This window comes from Streptomyces sp. NPDC054840, from assembly GCF_053611065.1.
The window spans coordinates 1-17,456 of sequence record NZ_JBSGZP010000074.1 but is presented as its reverse complement, the minus strand read 5'-3'; the positions used below and the strand labels follow the sequence as shown (position 1 = coordinate 17,456).

The window sequence follows — 17,456 nt, the reverse complement described above, 5'->3', positions numbered from 1 at the left end:
CTGCTACACCGAGAACGGCCTCGCCCCGCCCGCCCGCACCCCGTGGGACCTGGAGCGCTCGGCGGGCGGCTCCAGCGGCGGGGCGGCCGCGGCGGTGGCAGGCGGTCTGGCGCCGACCTGCGCGCCGTCCCGCTGTCCGTCGAGACCTCCCCCGCCACCGCCACCGCCGACCGGCTCGCCGTCCTCTCCGAGCGCGGGGCCACCCGCGTCAGCATCGGCGTCCAGAGCTTCCTCCCCGACGAGGCCCGGGCCGCCGTTCGCCCCCAGCGCCGCGCCGATGTCGAGGCGGCGCTCGGCCGCATCCGCGACGCCCGCGTCCCCGTCCTCAACATCGACCTCATCTACGGCATCGACGGCCAGACCCCCGCCACCTGGCGCACCTCCCTGGACGCCGCCCTGGCCTGGCGCCCCGAGGAGCTGTACCTGTACCCCCTGTACGTACGCCCCCTCACCGGCCTCGCCCGGCGCACCGCCCTGACCGACCACGCCTGGGACGAGCAGCGCCTGAACCTCTACCGGCAGGGCCGCGACCACCTCCTCGCGCACGGCTACGAGCAGGTGTCGATGCGCATGTTCCGGCTGGCCGGTACGGCGCCCCAGGGCCCGGACGACCACGCCTGCCAGACCGACGGGATGATCGGCCTGGGCTGCGGGGCCCGTTCCTACACCTCCGCGCTGCACTACTCGTTCGACTACGCGGTCGACATGGGCGAGATCCGCGGGATCATCGACGACTACACCGCCACCGACGACTTCACCCGCGCCGTCCACGGCCGGCCCACCGACGGCGACGAGGCGCGCCGCCGCCACCTCCTCCAGTCGCTGCTCCAGGCGCAGGGCATGCCGGTCGCCGACTACCGGGAGCGGTTCGGCGCCGGCCCGCACGAGGACTTCCCGGCCGAACTCGCCGCGTTCGCCGCCCGTGGCTGGCTCGACCAGGACGGCACGGGCCCGCTCCTGCGCCTCAGCCCCGAGGGCCTCGCCCACTCCGACGCGCTCGGCCCCGAGCTGTTCTCACCGGCCGTACGGGCCGCCATGGCCGCCTACGAGGCCAAGTAGCCGCCGTGGACCTGACCCTGCTCTACCGCGGCCCGCTCGCCTCCTGCGACTACGACTGCCCGTACTGTCCCTTCGCCAAGCGGCGCGACACCACGGCCCAGCTGCGCGCCGACCGGGCCGCCCTCGAACGGTTCACCGGCTGGGCGCGTTCCCGGTCCGGGGAGGACCGGCTCTCGCTCCTGTTCACCCCGTGGGGCGAGGGGCTCGTCCGCTCCTGGTACCGCCGTGCCCTCGTCGGCCTCTCGCACCAGCCGCACGTCGACCGCGTCGCCATCCAGACCAACCTGAGCTGCCGCACGGACTGGCTCGCGGAGGCCGACCCCACCACGCTCGCCCTGTGGTGCACCTACCATCCGGGGCAGACTCCGTACGAGCGCTTCCTGGCCAAGCTGCGCGACCTCGCCGACCGGGGCATCCGCCACAGCGTCGGCATCGTCGGCCTCCCCGAGAACCTGGAACACGCCCGCCGGCTGCGCGCCGCCCTGCCCTCCCACGTCTACCTGTGGGTGAACGCGGCCGACGGCCACAGCTACACCGACGCCGAGGCCGACATGTGGACCGCGCTCGACCCGCTGTTCCCGTACAGCCGGCACCCGCACCGCTCGGCCGGACTGCCGTGCCGAACGGGCCGGTCGGTGATCTCGGTGGACGGCGACGGCTCGGTCCGCCGTTGTCACTTCGTCCGTGCCGAGCTCGGCAATCTGTACGACGGCTCCTACCGGACCGCGCTCGGCCCCCGTCCCTGCCCGCTGACCACCTGCGAGTGCCACATCGGCTACGTCCACCTGGAGACCCTGCCGCTCTACGACGTCTTCGCGGGCGGCGTCCTGGAACGCGTCCCGGCGGCCCGTACGCCCCCGATACCCGTGATGCCCGTGATCCCCGTACGCGGAAAGGGCCCGATGGCCGGCTGACCGCGATCCAGGCCGCCGTCGGACGGGCCGGTGGGGCTTCGGTGGTGCTTGCGCGGCGATGCCCGGATTACCGTCCTTCTCCACCGCGACGGCTATAAAGTCAGGTTCACCCAACCGGCCGTGTCACAAGGAGACTTCATGCCCGTGGAGCACGCCTTCGTCGCATTCGGGCTGCCCGGCGAACCAGGTTCCGAGGAGTTCTGGGCGGCGGCGGGCGCTCCCGCGTCGGTGCCCGCCGACGGCGGCGGTTGGGTGACCCTGTTCCTGTGGCGGGGCTCCGCGGCCCGCATCGGCTTCGAGAGCTGGTCGCGGGACGTCCCCCTGCGCCGCTGGGACGACACGGACTGCTGGTACGCCGAGGTCCGCATGCCCGCGCGGCTGCGGGTGACCTACCGGTTCCTCGTGGACGACACCGCGTACGCCGACCCGTTCAACCCGGCCGGAGCGGGCGCTGACCGCTCCGTCGCCGCCACTCCGGACGCCCCGGCCCAGCCGCACTGGTCCGCCGTCGGGGCGGGCGCCGATGCCGTACTGCCCCTCCCGCGGGCCCGGATCCGCTGGGCGAGCGAGCGGCTCGGCGGGCGGAGGACCGTACGGGTCCACCCGGCGGGCGGTGGCGGACCCGTGGTGCTGCTGCTGGACGGGGACGACTGGCTGTATCTGCATCCGGCCATGACCGCCTTCGACTCCGCCGTCGCCGCAGGCGAGATGCCCCCCGTCACCCTCGTCTTCCTGCCGACGAGAGACCGGGAGGCCGAGTTCGGGTGCCGGCCGGAACTGTGGGAGGCGGTCCGGGACGAGCTCCTCCCGCTGGTCGCGGAGTCCGGCGTACCCGCGGACCGCGAGCGTCTGGTGGTCGCCGGGCAGAGCCTCGGCGGGCTGAGCGCGGTGTACGCGGCGCTGGAATTCCCTGACCTGGTGTCCCGGGTCGCCTGCCAGTCGGCGTCCCTGTGGTGGACGCCCGACGCCGTGAAGTCGGCGGACCCGCTCGGCGGTCCGCTCGGCGGCTCCGTCGCCGCACGCCTACGGGAGCGCCCCGACCTGTCCGGCCTGCGGATCGCCTTCGACGTGGGGGAACACGAGACGCGCATGCTGCCCCACTGCGAGCTGGTCGAGTCCCTGGCCGAGCGGGCCGGAGCGACCGTGCGGACCGCCCGGTCGGCGTCGGCCCACGACCGGGCGGGCTGGCGCCAGGCCCTGCTCCGGGACGTGGCCTGGGCGCTCGGCTGAGCACGGTTCGGGTGGATCAGGGGGTCAGCGGGCCACCGCCAGGCAGTACTCCTCGTCCCCGGCGAGGAGGTTGCGGTGGGTGTCCTCGGCCGTGATGACCCCGTCGTCCAGGACGAGCACACGGTCGGCGGCGTCCAGGAGGGCCGGACTGCTGGTGATCACGACGGTGGTGCGGCCACGGCGCAGCTTCGCGATGTTGCGTGCGATGAGCTGCTCGGTGACCGCGTCGACGGCCGTGGTCGGATCGTGCAGGACGAGGATGTCGGAGTCGGCGGCCAGGGCGCGGGCCAGGGAGAGCCGTTGACGCTGTCCGCCGGAGAGGTTGGCGCCACGGTCGCGGACGCAGTGGTCGAGCCCTTCGCGGTGGAGGGCGACGACGTCGGTCAGCATGGACGCCTCGACGGCCTCGGCGACCGTGCGGCTGGTGCCCGACGGATCGATGTTCGTGCGGAGGGTGCCCGCGAAGATCTCTCCGTCGTACGGGTTCACCAGCATGTGCTCGCGGACCGCCTCGATCGACAGGGCGGCGAGCTCCTCCCCGCTGAGCCTCACCGCTCCCTCGTACTCGTGCGGCGGGACCCGCAGGGCCAGGATGGCGGCGAGGTCGGCCGCCGCGCGCGGCCGGTAGACGGCGATCGCCACGAACTCGCCCGCCGAGACCTGGAACTTCAGGGCGCGCAGGGCCCCGTACCGGACACAGTCGATCTCCAGGGCACCGCCGGCGGCCGGGCGCTCCTGCCCGTGGGTCGCCACCGGGGGCGCGACCAGTACCAGTGCCATCCGTTCGGCCGACGCGCGGGCCATCATCACGTACTTGGGCATGTCCGAGAACAGTTTCAGCGGTTCCATGATGAATTGGGCGAGCCCCACCGCCATGACGAGTTCCCCGACGGTGACGTCGCCGTCGAAGGCCAGCCGGCCCGCCGTCAGCGTCACGGCGGCGGCGAGCGCCGCGTTGAGGGCCGTGGCGGTGCCCGCGTAGGTGCCGTTCACCCCGGCCACGGTGATCGCCTGGTGCTTGGCCTCCGTGCTGACCTTGCGGTAGGACCGGAAGGCGGTGTGGTTGCCGCCGAAGCCGTGCAGCGGGCGCAGGCCGGTGATCAGGTCGGCCACCTTCGCGCCCGCCCGGGCCACCCGGGCCTGCTGCTCGCGGGTACTGGAGCCGATCCGCTTGGACATCACGCTCAGGACGGAGAGGATCAGGGCGGTGCCCACGATCACCAGCAGGCCGAGCCGGATGTCGGCCAGCCCCAGCGCGACCGCCGCGACCAGCACGGCGACGAGTGAGCTGATCAGCAGCGGCACCACCTCGATGATGTCGGCCGTCTGATCGGCGTCCTCGGTGGCGATGGTCAGCACCTCGCCGGACTTGAGTCCGGAGTCCCTGGCGACCGGCTCCAGTCCGCGGTCCGCGACCCGGACCCGCCAGCGGTGCGCCTCGGTCGTGTTGGCCTTCTGCAGGATGCGCATGCCGAACCGCCACGACAGCGACACGGTCGTGATGATCACGGCCAGTGCGCCGATCGACAGGGCGAGCGACCCGGGGCCGCGGTCCTGCATCGTGTGCTCGACGATCAGGCCGAGCGCGATGGGGAAGGCGGTCTCACCGGCCTGGTAGAGGCCCATGAGGATCGTGCCCCAGGTCATGGCGCCGATGTTGCGGCGCAGGGCCGTCCGGAGGATGTCGGACCCCGGTCGGGGCCGCTGCGTGTCAGGAGTTTTCATCGAGGTGGCGGGCCATCATCTCGGGGGTGCGCAGGGTGAACAGATCACGGACCGTGATCACAGGACCGTACTCCCGGCGGAGGAGGCCGATCAGCCGCACCGCCAGCATGGAGTGGCCTCCCAGGGACACGAAATCGCTCAATGCGCTCACCTCGTCGTCGTCCAGGTCGAGTGCTTCGGCGAAGAACTCGCACACCACGGTCTCGGTCTCGGTCTGCGGGCCGCGCTCCCCCGCCGTGGTCAGCGTGCCGAGCGGCCTGGCCTCCGGCAAGGCGTTGGTGTCCGCCTTCCCGTTCACGGTCAGCGGGATGCGGTCGACCTGGGCGTAGTGCGTCGGGCGCAGGAAGTCCGGCAGCGCGGCGCCCACCTCGGTGGCGACCGCCGCCAGGTCGGAGCCGCCGAGTACGAGGTAGGCGGCCAGCCGGTACGCGCCGTCGACCTGCGGATCGGGCTGGGCGACCGCGGCGACGAACCGTACCGCCGGGTGCGCGGCGAACGCGGCCTCGACCTCGCCCGGTTCGACGCGGTGCCCGCGGATCTTGACCTGCTGGTCGGTGCGGCCCAGGTACACCAGGTTCCCGTCGGGCCGCCGGGCCACCAGGTCCCCGGTGCGGTACATGCGTTCGCCGGGTGCGCCGAACGGGCAGGCGACGAAGCGGTCCGCGGTCTGGGCGGGCTGCCCGAGGTAGCCGCGCGCGATGCCGATGCCCGCCACGTACAGCTCGCCGGGCACTCCGTCCGGCAGCGGCCGCAGCCACGGGTCCAGGACGTACACGTCCGTGTTGTCGATGGCCACGCCCACCACCGGGTCCTGGCATTCGAAGGTGCCGACGCCCAGGGTGTTGATGGTGTACTCGGTTGGTCCGTACAGGTTGTAGCCGGCCGTCCCCTCGGTCTCGGCGAGCCGCTGCCACAGGGCCGGGGTGACGGCCTCGCCGCCCAGCAGCACCAGCGCCGGCCGCCGGTCGGGGTCGTCGAGCAGGCCCTCGGCCACCAGCTGCTGCGCATAGGTCGGGGTCACGTTGATGACGTCGATCCCGTGCTCCAGGCAGTACTCGACCAGGCGGGGGGCGTCGCGGCGCAGTTCCTCGTCGCAGATGTGCACCTCGTGGCCGTCGGCGAGCCAGAGCAGTTCCTCCCACGACATGTCGAAGGCGAAGGACACGGTGTGCGCGATGCGGAAGGTCCGGTGGTCGTGCTCCGCCAGCACCGGCTCGAAGATCCGGCGCTGATGGTTGATCAGCATGTTGGTGAGCCCGGCGTACTCGGTCACCACGCCCTTCGGCCTGCCGGTGGAGCCGGAGGTGTAGATCGTGTACGCGGGGTGGCGCAGGCGGTCCGGGTCGTCGGGTGCGAAGGTCACGAAGGGCTCGGCCGCGGGCAGGGGCCGGTCCAGTTCGATGAGGTCGCCGGTCAGCCGGGGCGACACGGCGCTCACGGTGAGGGTCACGTCCGGGCGGGCGTCCGCGACGATGGCGGCGATCCGCTCGTCCGGATGGTCCAGCTCCAGCGGCACGTAGGCGGCGCCCACGCGCAGTACGGCGAACAGCGCGACGATCGAGTCGAGGGAGCGCGGGAGCGCGAGGGCCACCGTCGTCTCGGGTCCGATGCCGCGCTCGGCGAGCACACCCGCGAGTTCGCGGCTGCGGTCGCGGAGCAGGCCGAAGGTCATGGTCCGGCCGTGGGCGACGAGGGCGACCCGCCGCGGGTCGTGGTCGGCCGCCCGGTCGAACCGGTCGACGACGGTGTCCGTGCCGACCTCCGTGCGGTCGGCGGGCACCGGCTCCGGCCCCGCGCCCGGCAGCGCGCCCACCGGCCCGGTGGAGCGGGCCAGGTCCGTGAGCACCTGCAGGTAGTCGTCGAGGAGCTCGCGGGCGGCCCGGGTGTCGTGGTCGCGGTACTCCAGCTTGACCGTGAGCCGGTCGCCGGGGGTGACGACCCAGGTGAACGGGTAGTGCGTGGAGTCGTCGGCCCGTACCGCGGTGATGCCGTGCCGGGTGTTCATCTCGGCGAACGCGTCCATGTCCAGGAAGTTCTGGAGCACGAACAGGTTGTCGAACAGGGTGTCGTGGCCGCCGGCCCGCTGGATCTCGCCGAGTCCGAGGTGCTCGTGCTCCATCGCCTCGACCCGGGCCGCCTGTACGGCCGTCAGGTAGTCCCGGATGGTGTCGTCCGGCCGGGGCCGCGTCCACATGGGCACGGTGTTGAGCAGCACGCCGACGACCTCGGAGAGGTTTTCGCCCTCGCGGCCGGAGACGGTCACGCCGAACACGGCGTCGGCGCGGCCCGTGCGGGCGCCGAGCAGGAGGCCGAACGCGCCGGTCAGTACCGAGTTGAGGGTGACGCCGTGCGTGCGGGCGAGGTCCCGCAGCGCTTGCGACCCTTCGGCGGAGAGGGTGTGCACGAGGGTCCGGGGCAGGTCGTCGACCAGGGCCGGCGCCGGTCCGGCGAGCAGCGTGGGTCCGGGGAGACCGGTCAGGTGCCGCGCCCAGAAGCGTTCCGAGACGGCCGGGTCCTTGGCGTCGAGCGCCCGGGCGTAGTCCTCGAAGCCGGGTGTCGCGGGGGTGGCGGGCGCCAACTCGCCACCGACGGCGGACTCGTAGGCGTCGAAGAGGTCGCGCAGCACGATCTCGCGGGACCAGCCGTCCCACAGCAGCAGGTGGTAGCTCAGCAGCAGGCCGTCGCGGCCGCCGGGCAGCCGCACCACGGTCAGGCGGATCAGCGGCGGCTCGCCGGGGTCGAATCCGGTGTCGCGGTCGCGGGCGAGCAGGGCGTCGATCTCGGCGTCCGTGGTGAGGTCGACCGTGCGGACGCCGACCCGCCGGCCCGCGCCCAGGACCTGGACGGCCTTGCCGTCGTCGTCGGTGGTGAAGCCGGCGCCCACGACCGGGTGCCGGGCGATCACCCAGGCCATGGCCTCGGCCAGCGCGTCGGCGTCCAGGCGCCGGTCGAAGGTGAACCAGCTCTGCGCGACGTAGTGTCCGGCCGGGCCGGCCAGCTGCGCCTGGAAGAACAGGCCGCGCTGGAGCGGGGTGACCGGCGCCGTGCGCTCGGCGGTCGTGGAGGCGGCCGCGATGTGCTCCAGGGCGGCGCGCCAGTGGTCGGTGATCTCGTCGGGTATGCCCTCGGCGAGGGTGAAGACCGCGTGCAGGCTTCCGGTGGCCGCGTCGGTCCAGGCGTTGACCTCGACGGCGTACGGGCTGCCCTCGTCGGCGCCGGTGAGGTGGAGGGCCTGTGACTCGCCGCCCCGGCCGAGGTAGTTGAACAGCACCTGCGGGCGGGCGGTCAGCAGCGGGGCCGTCTGCGGGTTCAGGTACCGCAGCCCGCCGTACGCGACGTGCGCGCGCTCGTCCGGCCGGCGTTCGGCGACCTCGTGGGCCGCGGCGAGGGGGTCGGTGTGCGCCGTGAGCCGCACCGGGGCGATGGCGGTGAACCAGCCGACCGTACGGGTGTAGTCGTGGTGGGGTGACGCCGGGACGCGGCCGTGCCGCTCCAGCTCGATCGCGAGATCGGTGGGCGAGGGCTGGACGTGGGTCAGTGCGGTGCGCAGCGCGCCGCACAGCAGCTCCGTGAGGCCGATCCCGAGTGCGGTGGGCGCGGTGCGTGTCACGTGGTCGCTGACCTCGGGCGCGAGGACGACCGTGGTCGTGCGCGGCCGCTCGGCCACGGGCAGCAGCGAGGGTGCCTGGAGGGTGGTGATCCAGTGCCCGAGGTCGTCGGTCTCGTGGGCGGACCGGTCGGCCAGTGCCTGCGCGTACTCGGCGTAGGAGGTGGTGGGCGGCGGGAGCGGATCCCCGCGCAGGGCGGTGGCGATGTCGTCCAGCAGGATCAGCCAGGAGACGGCGTCGACGGCGAGGTGGTGCACGGTGACCACGAGGGTCCGGGCCGCCTCCAGCCAGGAGAACGCGATGACGTGCCCGGCCTCGGGGTCGAGCCGTCCGGCGGCTTCGTTCGCCGCGGCCGTCGCGTCGGGTGCGGCGCTGCGTACGACGCTGACCGCGCGGGCGGGTTCGGTGCGCAGGGCCCACACCCCGTGTTCGGTACGCAGGCGCAGCCGCAGGGCCGGGTGGGCGGCGACGACGGCGTTCGCCGCGCGCTCCGCGTCGGCGAGACCGGTGCCCTCGGCCGCGGCCAGGGCTCGGGCCTGGGCGAACCGGGTGAGGGGTCCGCCGAGTTCGCGCCGGCGCAGGATGATCGGGGTCGGTGTCAGCGGGCCGTCCCCGCGCGGTTCGGGTGCGGCGGGCGCCGCGGTCGGCGGGGTGGCCGTCGCCAGGTGCTCGGCGAGCGCGCGCGGGGTCTTGAGCAGGAACACGTCCCGGGGTGCGATGGCCAGGCCCAGTGCCCTGGCCCGGTTGACGACGGTGATGGCGAGGATGCTGTCGCCTCCGGCCCGGAAGAAATCGCTGTCGCCGTCGACGGCGGTGCCGGGCAGGGTCTCGGTGAAGATGCCGACCAGTGCGGTGAGCGCGGCGCCGGGCGCGACCACCGGCACGGCGGGCGGTAGGGCGTGTGGCGGGGCGTGCGACGCGGCGCGTTCCGTCAGGGCCTCGCGGTCCAGTTTGCCGTTGACGGTCAGCGGCAGGGCGTCGACGGGCAGGAACAGGCCGGGGACCATGTGGACGGGCAGCTTCACGGCCAGCGGTCCGGCGAGGGCGGTGACGTCGAGGGGGGCCGGGCACACGACGTGTGCGACCAGGTGGTCCGCGCTGTCGGCCACGGTGACGGCCGCGTCGACGACACCGTCGAGTTCCCGGATCGCGGACTCCACCTCACCGAGCTCGATGCGGAAGCCTTTGAGCTGCACCTGGTCGTCCGCGCGGCCGGTGAACTCCAGTTCGCCGTCGAGCGTACGGCGGGCGAGGTCGCCCGTGTGGTACATCCGGGATCCGTCGCCCGCGAACGGGTCGGCGACGAACCGGCTCGCGGTGAGGGAAGGCCGGCCCAGGTAGCCGAGGGAGACCTGGTCGCCGGCGACGTAGATGGCGCCCACCCGGCCCGGCGGGACCGGTCGGAGCCGGTCGTCGAGCAGATAGGTGACCAGTCCGGGGATCGGGCCTCCGATCGGGCTGACGTCGTGGCCGGGGCGGAAGTCCTCGTCGGTCAGGACCCGGTGGGTGACGTGCACCGTGGTCTCGGTGATGCCGTACATGTTGACCAGCTCGGGCGAGGCCGTCCCGTGTCGCTCGACCCAGCCGCGCAGCCGCCCGAGATCCAGTGCCTCGCCCCCGAAGATGATCCGGCGCAGGGCGGAGGCGGGCTCGTCGGCGTGCCGGTCGGCCTCGATGAACCGGTAGAAGGCCGACGGGGTCTGGTTGAGGACGGTCACCCGGCGCTCGCGCACCAGGCGGTGGAAGTCGATGGGTGAGCGGGTCAGTCCGTACTCCGGCACGAGCAGTTCGGCGCCGTGGGCCAGAGCGCCCCACAGCTCCCACACCGCGAAGTCGAAGGAGTACGAGTGGAACTGGACCCACACGTCGTGCGGGCCGGATTCCATGTCCGGCCGCGTGTTCGCGAGCAGGGTCACCACGCTGGAGTGCGGGACGACGACACCCTTGGGCCTGCCGGTCGACCCCGATGTGTAGATCACGTAGGCGGGATCGTGCCGGCCGGCCCGGGGCCCGTCGGTGGGATCCCGGGTGACCTGGACGTCCGGCGGCAGCTGCTCTCCTTGTACGAGCACACGGGCCGGTACGCCCGCCCGGGCCAGTAACCGCGTGAAGCGGTCCCGCTGCTCCCGGTCCACGAGCACCACCCGCGGGGCCGCGTCGGCGAGGATGTACTCCAGCCGTCCGTCCGGGTACGCGAGGTCCAGCGGTACGTACGCACCGCCCGCGGTGACGATCGCGACGAGGGCGACGACCTGGTCCACGGACGGCGGAACGGCTACGGCGACCCGTTCGCCCGGCCGGACACCGGCCGCTCGCAGGACCGAGGCCAACTCGTCTTTTTGGGCGGCCAGTTCGCCGTAGGTCAGTGAACGGCTGCCGCCGTCGAGGGCGCACTGCGTGACGGCGGTGGCGGCGGGATCGCGGCGCGCGGCCGCGTCGAACAGCGCGTCCAGCGTCGTCGGGGTGATCCGGGCGGGGGGCCGGGAGCCCGTGGCCGCCAGGTCGTCGACGAGGTCGTCCGGTCGGGTGAGCAGGCCGGTGAGGGTGCGGGTGAAGGTCTGCAGGACCGTCCGGGCGGTCGGCTCCCGCACCAGCGCGCCGTCGTAGATGAGGTTGAAGCGCGGACGGCCGTCGAGCGAGCGCTCCACCACGAGGGTCAACGGGTAGTGCGGTGCGCCCTCGTTCACGATGTCGCTGATGACGAGTGTGTCCTCGGGCCCGCGCAGGCCGGCCACGTCGGTCGCCACGTCGAACACCACCAGGGTGTCGAAGAGCGGGCCGGCGCCGCGCAGGCGGCTGATGCGCGCCAGCGAGACGTGCTGGTGCGCCAGCACCGCGCTCTGGTGGTCCCGTACCGAGGTGAGCAGGTCGCGCGCCGTGGTCGTGGCGGCCCACCGGGCGCGTACGGGGATCGTGTTGATGAACAGACCCACCATGTCGCCGATGCCGGGCACGTCCGGGTCGCGCCCGGACACCGTGGAGCCGAAGACGACGTCCTTGCCGGGCAGGAGGCCGCCGAGCGTCGCCGCCCAAGCGCTGTGCACGGCAACGCTGAGCGGCACGCCGGCGGACCGGGCTGCCTCGTCGATGTCGCCCTCGGGCGAGGCGGCGGTGTCGGCGAACCGGTCGGACGGCGCGTGCCCCTCGGCGACCAGTGAGGGGCCGGGCAGTCCGGCGAGCTGTTCGCGCCATACCCGGTCGCTCTCGTCCTCGTCACGTGCGGCGAGCCGGCGCACGTGGTCACCGAAGCCGCCGAGCGGGTACACGGAACCGGGCGCGTGGTACTCGGCCAGCAGGGCGCGGAGCATCGGCGGCACCGACCAGCCGTCGGCGATGATGTGGTGCACGGTCTGCACGAGGACGCCGCGGGCGGAGCCCGTGCGGATCAGTGTGTACCGCATCAGCGGGCCGCTCGCCAGGTCGAACCCGGCGCGGCGGTCGCGTTCGGCGTGCTCGCGGATCTCCTCGTCGGTGATGCCGGGGCGGTCCAGGGTGGCGAACGGGGCCTGGACCCCGGCCTCCAGTACGGAGACCACGCGGCCGTCGGCGAGAGCCGTGAACCGTGCGGCCAGGTTCGGGAAGACCGTGAGCAGGCGGGTGGCCGCCGCCGCGAGCCGGTCGGCGTCCACCTCTCCCTCCAGGGTCAGGAGCTGTTGCTCGACGTAGCTGCCCGCGGAGTCGTCGTCGAAGACCGAGTGGAAGTAGAGGCCCTCCTGGAGCGGGGTCAGCGGCAGGATGTCCCGCAGCGCCGGCCCGTCCAGCTCGTCGACGTCGGCCTGGGTGAGCGCCGGCACGGCGAAGTCGCCGGGCGAGTGGCCGCCCAGGCCGAGGGCGGCCAGGTCGAGGGCGGCCAGGGCGGCCAGTCCGGCCAGGGCTTCTCGGAAGTACCGGCCGATGGTCGCGATGTCCTGGTCGGTGAACAGCCCGTCGGGCCAGGAGAGGGTGGTGACCAGTTCGTACGCGCCGCCGTCCGAGGCGGGTTCGGCGATCGCGTTGAACTCCAGGGCGCGCGGCAGCCGCATCCCGGGGTCGCGCTTCTCCCCCAACTGCCCTGTGGTGTGCGCGAGTGCCCAGTCGGCGGAGGATCCGGCGTCGAACCGGCCCAGGTAGTTGAACAGCACCTGGGGCGCGGGCGCGTCGAAGGCGGTGTCGGCCAGGTAGCGCAGGGCCCCGTAGGAGAGGCCGTTGCTCGGCACCCGGGCGAGGTCCTCCTTGACCGCCTTGAGTGCGGCGACCAGGTACGCGGGAGCCATGAGGTCGGTGGCCGCGCCGGGGTCGACGGTCACCGGGAAGAGGGTGGTGAACCAGCCCACGGTCCGTGAGAGTTCCGGCTCGAAGCCGGCGGAGTCCGCCACGTGGTGTCCTTCGCGGCCGTGGCCCTCCAGTTCGATGTGTGCGAACGTCTGGTCCTGGCCGAGGTCGCGGCGCCACCGGGCGAGGGTGACGGCGAGAGCGGTCAGCAGTACGTCGTTGACCCCGGCGTGGAACCTCGTGGGGATCTCGCCCAGCAGCGCGGCCGTGATCTCGGGGCCGACCGGGAGCGTCGTCGTGCGTTCCCGGGCGACGGTGTCGGCCGCGGCCGGCGTGCGCCGGCCCAGCGGGGCGTCCTCCCCCGGCAGGGCGCGCCGGAAGTAGGCGCGGTCGGCGTCGAACCCCGCACGCTCCAGCAGCTGCGTCCAGCGCCGGAACGACGTGCCCACCGTGGGCAGTTCGATCGGAGCGCCCGAGACGTACCAGCGCCACGCCGTGGAGAGGTCCTCCATCAGGATCCGCCAGGACACGCCGTCGATCACCACGTGGTGGGCGACCAGGACCAGCTGGCGCGCCGCACGGCGCCAGACGGCGCGCAGCATCACGCCGCTCTCCGGGTCCAGCCCGGCGGTGGCGAGCGCGACGCACTCGTCGAGCGGCCGGTCGCTCTCCTGCCATCGCGCTGCGGCGCGGTCCGCCTCCGGTATCTCGAAGCTCCAGCGGGCGCCGCGGACCAGCTTGGCGCGCAGCATGTCGTGCCGTGCGACCACGGCGGTGAGGACGGCGCCGAGCGCGTCGGCCGTCAGGTCCGCCGGGGTGTTCAGCACCACCGACTGCACGAAGCCGTCGATGGCGTCCGTGGTCTCGCCGAGCCACTGCACGATCGGCGACCCCACGACCGTACCGGTGGCGATGTCGCCGTGGTCCACGGCGGCGGCCTCGCGGTCCGCGACCGCCGCCAGCGCGCCCACGACGCTGTGGGTGAAGACCTGGCGGGCCGTGACGTGGAGGCCCGCTTCGCGCAGGGCGCTCAGCAGGGAGATCGCCAGGATGCTGTCCCCGCCGAGCTGGAAGAAGTCCTGGTCGACGCCGACCGCGTCGCGCCGCAGCACCGTCGCGACCGCCGCGCACACCAGGCGCTCGTTCTCGGTGACGGGCGGGGCGAGCGCGCCCGCCCCGGGTGCGGGCTCCGGCAGCGCGCCCCGGTCGAGCTTGCCGTTCGCGGTGAGCGGGAACTCCTTCATCACGACGATGTGGGCGGGCACCATGTACTCCACCATGTGCCCGGCGGCCCACTCCTTGACCTCGTCGGCGCGCAGGTCCTCGCTCCCGGTGGCGGGGATCACGTAGCCCACCAGGTAGGTGCCGCCGGCCGTGTTCTTCTTGGCGACGACGCAGGTGTGGCGTACCGCGGGGTGCTCGGCGAGGCCGACCTCGACGTCCTCGATCTCCAGCCGCATGCCGCGGATCTTGATCTGGTTGTCGGCGCGGCCGAGGAAGTCCAGGGACCCGTCGGGGGCGAAGCGGGCGAGGTCACCGGTGCGATACAGCCGGGACCCGTCCGCGGCGAAGGGGTTCGCGACGAACCGGGAGGCGGTCAGACCGGGCGCGCCCGCATATCCGCGCCCCAGCAGGAAGCCGCCCACGTACAGCTCGCCGCCGACCCCGACCGGCACCGGGCGCAGCTCGTCGTCCAGCACGTACAGCTGGGTGTTGGGGTTGGGCCTGCCGATCGACGTCGACAGGCGTTCCGCCGCACCCCGGTAGACGACGTGCGAGACGCCGATCGTCGTCTCGGCCGGGCCGTAGCCGTGGTACATGGGTACGCCGAGCCGGGTGCGGAAGCGTTCGTACAGCTCCGGGGTCAGCACCTCGCCGCCGCACCAGACGTGGCGCAGGCTGTCGAGCCGTCCGGAGTCGCCCGCGATCTCCAGCAGTACGTCCAGCATGGACGACACGAGGTAGGTGAAGGTGACGCGCTGCTCTGCGATCACGCTCAGCAGGTGGTGCGGGTCGCGTTCGCCGCCGGGCCGCAGGACCACCAGCCGGCCTCCGCACACCAGCGGCAGGAAGATCTCGTTGATGGAGATGTCGAAGGACAGCGGAGCCTTGAACAGCGAGGCGTCGTCGTGGCCGAAGCCCAGGATCTCGTCGACCTGCCACAGCAGGCGCTCGCTGATGGCCTCGTGGCGGATCATCGCGCCCTTGGGGCGGCCGGTCGAACCGGATGTGAAGATCACATAGGCGAGGGCGTCTCCGGGGACGGTGACCCCGGTGCCCGTGCCGGGGTAGGAGCCGAACCGCCAGTCGCCGAGGTCGACGGGCACGGCTTCCGGTTCGTCCGGCGCGTGGTCGCCCGAGTCGTTGAGCTGCAGTGTGACGCGTGCGTCGGCGATGACGACGGAGCGGCGCGCGGCGGGCCACTGCGGGTCGAGCGGAACGAACGCGGCTCCCGCCTGGAGCACGCCGAGCAGGCCGATCACCATGGCGGCGGAGCGGTCCAGGGAGATGGCGACGACCTGTTCGGCGGTGACGCCGCGTTCGATCAGGTGGTGGGCCAGCTGACCGGAGAGCTCGGCCGCCTGGCCGTAGGTCAGTGAGCGGTGTTCGTCGACGACGGCGACGGCGTCCGGCCGCAGTCGTGCATGTTCGCGGAACATCTCGACGATGGTCGGGCGGATCCGGTCCGCCCCGGTGTCGTTCCACCGGGCCAGAGTCGCGAGCCGCTCCGCGACACCGGACGGGCCGATGGTGGACAGGGGCCGGTCCGGGAAGTCGGCCAGGTCGTCCAGGGCGAGCTGCGCGTCGGCGGTGACGACACCTTCCGGGAGAGTGATGCTGCGGCCGTCCGGGCCGTGCCGGCCGTCCGTCCCGACCTCCCAGCCGGCCGGTACGGCACCGCCGTTGTCCGCCCAGCCGAGGACGTCGGCGAAGAGCGTGCCGGGGGTGAGTTCCAGGCCGTCGGGGCTCTGTCCCGTCGCCCAGTAGGCCAGCCCGATGGCGCACGCCCGGGCGATGGTCGTGTCGCCGTAGTCGCCCGCTCGTCGGCGCACGTCGGCCAGGCGGGTCGGAGAAAGCAGCACGAGACGAGCGGTTGATTCCGTCATCGAAGGCTCAACGCCCTTTCCAGATCGTCCGGTCACAGCACTAGCTGCCTTCGCGCCAGGCCTGCCACAGTCGTGCGTAGCGGCCGCCGAGAGCCACCAGGTCCTCGTGCGTCCCCTGCTCCACGACGCGTCCCGCGTCCATCACGGCGATCCGGTCCGCCGCCATCGCCTGGGTCAGCCGGTGTGCCACGAACAGCGTGGTCCGGCCCGCGCACGCCGCGAGCACGGCCCGTTCCAGCTCGGCCGCGCCCTCGCTGCCCGCCTCCGCCGTGGACTCGTCGAGCACCACCACGGGGGTGCGGCCCAGCACCAGCCGGGCCAGGGCGATATGGGCGACCTTGGTGACGTCGAGGCGTTCACCACCCTCGCCGACCGGTGTGTTCAGCCCGTCGGGCAGCGCGTCCGCCCATCCGTCGGCGCCGACCGTACGCAGGGCGTCCCTCAGCTGGGCGTCGGTCGCCTCCGGCGCGGCCAGGCGCAGGTCCTCGGCGAGCGGACCCGAGAAGACGTGCGTCTCCTGGGTCAGGATGCTGACCAGGGCGCGCGCCCCTGCCTCGTCGAGGCCGGCGAGGTCGGTGGACCCTATGCGCACCGATCCGGTCTGCGGGGTGCCGATGCCCGCGATCAGTGCGGCCAGGGTGGATTTACCCGCGCCTGTCGCCCCGACCAGGGCGAGCGAGGTGCCGGCCGGGATGGTGAGGTCGACGTCCCGGACGACCGGCTCCTCGGAGTCGGGGTAGCGGAAGGTCAGCCCCGCCACCTCGACGGACAGCGGCTGCGGCGCGTCCGCCGCTGCCGCCACGGCCAGGGCGCCCACCAGCCGGTCCTCCGCCTCCTCCTCCAGCACTCCGACCAGGCGGGTCAGGCTCGCGCCCGACTTCTGCGCCTCGTCGAAGGTGAACATGATGGAGCCCAGCGGGGTGAAGAGCCGGTGGAACAGCAGCGGCGCCGCGGAGACCTCGCCGAGACTGGCGGCGTCGGCCTCCAGCAGGGCGTACCCCACCACGATGATCAGGACCAGCCCGATGAACTCGGCGCGGTTCTCCCTGCCGACGAAGCGGCCGAAGAGCCGGAACACCTCGACGCCGAGGTCGCGCACCCGCCACGACTCCTGGGTGACCTTCTCGCGGACGGCCCCTTCGAGGCGGTACGCCCGGACCGTGTCGATCCCGTTCAGTCCGCTGATCAGGGCCTGCGCACGGTCGGCCTGCGCCGCCCGCTGCTTCCGGTAGAGCGGGGCGGAGCGGGGCAGGTACCACCGCAGGGCCAGCCCGTACGCGGGCAGCGCGCACGCGCCGGCCAGTCCGAGCCGCCAGTCCAGGCCGAACATGCCGAGCGTGGCGATGACGACCAGCACGCCCGCCGAGAACACGGTGGGGACGGCCGTCCTGATGCCCTTGGAGAGTACGGCCACATCGTCGCCGACCCGCGAGAGCACGTCTCCCCGGCCGACCTGCTCGATCCGGGCGCTCGGCATCCCGAGCACCGCCCGGACCGCGCCTTCGCGCAGCCGGGCGAGCAGGTCCGCGCCGAGGCGCCCGATGAGGTAGGTCGACAGGGCG

5 protein-coding genes and 1 pseudogene are annotated in these 17,456 nt (G+C 73.2%); 3 read left to right on the top strand and 3 right to left on the bottom strand.

Annotated elements, in window-relative coordinates:
* Positions 1–99 precede the first annotated feature (99 nt).
* The 3 genes and pseudogenes from ACWGIU_RS08285 to ACWGIU_RS08275 all read left to right on the top strand — a co-directional run.
* Positions 100–1,059, top strand: a pseudogene (locus tag ACWGIU_RS08285) (STM4012 family radical SAM protein); the annotation flags it as partial.
* 5 nt (positions 1,060–1,064) lie between these two features.
* On the top strand, positions 1,065–1,973 hold the full coding sequence (locus ACWGIU_RS08280) for an STM4011 family radical SAM protein (RefSeq protein WP_453703604.1): 909 nt from the start codon (positions 1,065–1,067) through the stop codon (positions 1,971–1,973).
* Positions 1,974–2,111: 138 nt separating this feature from the next.
* Positions 2,112–3,203 (top strand): alpha/beta hydrolase-fold protein, encoded by a 1,092-nt coding sequence (locus tag ACWGIU_RS08275; RefSeq protein WP_453703602.1) that lies wholly within the window; start codon positions 2,112–2,114, stop codon positions 3,201–3,203.
* A gap of 24 nt (positions 3,204–3,227) precedes the next feature.
* Here ACWGIU_RS08275 and ACWGIU_RS08270 read toward each other — a convergent pair whose 3' ends face one another.
* The 3 genes from ACWGIU_RS08270 to ACWGIU_RS08260 all read right to left on the bottom strand — a co-directional run.
* Complete coding sequence (locus ACWGIU_RS08270; protein WP_453703600.1) at positions 3,228–4,928, bottom strand: ABC transporter ATP-binding protein; 1,701 nt, start codon at positions 4,926–4,928, stop codon at positions 3,228–3,230.
* Positions 4,915–15,894 (bottom strand): amino acid adenylation domain-containing protein, encoded by a 10,980-nt coding sequence (locus tag ACWGIU_RS08265; RefSeq protein ID WP_453703598.1) that lies wholly within the window; start codon positions 15,892–15,894, stop codon positions 4,915–4,917. The genes ACWGIU_RS08270 and ACWGIU_RS08265 overlap by 14 nt, the downstream gene beginning before the upstream one ends.
* Positions 15,895–15,934: 40 nt before the next feature.
* Positions 15,935–17,456: ABC transporter ATP-binding protein (locus ACWGIU_RS08260; protein ID WP_453703596.1), on the bottom strand; the 1,522-nt coding region annotated here is incomplete at its 5' end.

Bases quoted from the DNA above. Each gene is read 5' to 3' on its own strand.
- ACWGIU_RS08275 (WP_453703602.1), top strand. From the start codon at position 2,112: ATGCCCGTGGAGCACGCCTTCGTCGCATTCGGGCTGCCCGGCGAACCA.
- ACWGIU_RS08270 (WP_453703600.1), bottom strand. From the start codon at position 4,928: ATGAAAACTCCTGACACGCAGCGGCCCCGACCGGGGTCCGACATCCTC.
- ACWGIU_RS08265 (WP_453703598.1), bottom strand. From the start codon at position 15,894: ATGACGGAATCAACCGCTCGTCTCGTGCTGCTTTCTCCGACCCGCCTG.